At 33.7% G+C, this 1,282-nt stretch carries 1 protein-coding gene; it reads right to left on the bottom strand.

Annotation, left to right across the window (positions count from 1 at the left end; genetic code table 11):
• A partial coding sequence (locus IU405_RS00140) for an MFS transporter (RefSeq protein ID WP_197436649.1) occupies nucleotides 1-1,258 on the bottom strand: 1,258 nt, incomplete at its 3' end.
• Nucleotides 1,259-1,282 lie beyond the last annotated feature (24 nt).

The following is a 1,282-nucleotide window of genomic DNA, read 5'->3' as shown; positions in this document are numbered from 1 at the left end:
TTTTTGGCATGAGTAAATGCACCAAACCAAGAATGATTAAATAACAAGAACCTGCTATTAAAAATGCCCAGAAAAATCCATCTTTTCCTGCAGAATCAAGCGCTTTCCCAAGAAGAAATGAAGTTATAATGCCAGCAACAGCTCCAGACATTCCTCCAATTCCTGTCACAGATGCTACTGCTTTTTTAGGAAAAACATCTGAAGCTAATGTAAAAATATTACATGACCATGCTTGATGTCCTGCAGCTCCCAAACCAATTAGAAAAATTGCCAACCATTTATTATCTGTAATTGCAACAAAAGCAACAGGTAATATTAAAATTGCACAACTCAAAAGGGTGATTTTTCTGGCTTTGTTTACTGTCCATCCTTTTTGAATAAAATAACCAGAAATATAACCTCCAAAAATACTTCCAAAATCCGCTAAAATATAAATGACAAAAAACGGTAGTCCAATGTTTTTAACATCAACATCAAAAGTTAATGCTAAGTATTTAGCGCCCCAAAACAAATAAAACCACCAAACAGCATCCGTTGTTTTTGCAAGTGCAAAAGCCCAAGTTTCTCTTTTGAAGAAAACACTTTTCCAAGGCAATTTCTCTTCATTTTCTTGTTCAGAATCACTTTGAATATATGCAAGTTCATCTTTAGATAATTCAGGATGAACTTCTGGTTTTTTATAAATTCGAAACCATAAAAAAACCCAAATAGCACTTAAAACTCCAGTTATTAAAAATGGTATTTGCCAATTTTTTCCATTTTCATGAACAACCCATCCAACTACAAAAGGAGCTAGAATTGCACCTACACTTGTTGCTGCATTGTACAAACCAGTTGCAAAAGCTCTTTCCTTTTTTGGAAACCATTCAGCTACAGTTTTTTGAGCTGCAGGAAAATTTCCTGACTCACCAATTCCAAGTCCAAAACGAGCAATAGAAAACCCAAGAATACTAAAAGAGGCAGGAACTATTGCATGCAACATTCCAAAAACACTCCAAGTTCCTATAGCCAATGTATATCCTTTTTTTGTTCCTAAACGATCAATTACACTACCCATAAGTAGCATTCCTATAGCATAAGCAATTTGAAACCAAATGATAATTCCTGCATAATCACTGTTTGTCCATCCAAATAATTTTTGAAGTGTGGGTGCTAAAACACCAATAATACTTCTGTCAAAATAGTTAATGGTTGTAGCAAACATTAAGAGTGCTAAAATTCTGTAACGATAGTTGCCTAGCTTTGGTTTTTTAATCATATTTAAAATTTTAAAGGATATAAC

The sequence above is a fragment of the Polaribacter sp. BAL334 genome, assembly GCF_015767435.1.
Lineage (GTDB): Bacteria > Bacteroidota > Bacteroidia > Flavobacteriales > Flavobacteriaceae > Polaribacter.
This window is presented reverse-complemented; position numbering and strand designations above follow the sequence as displayed.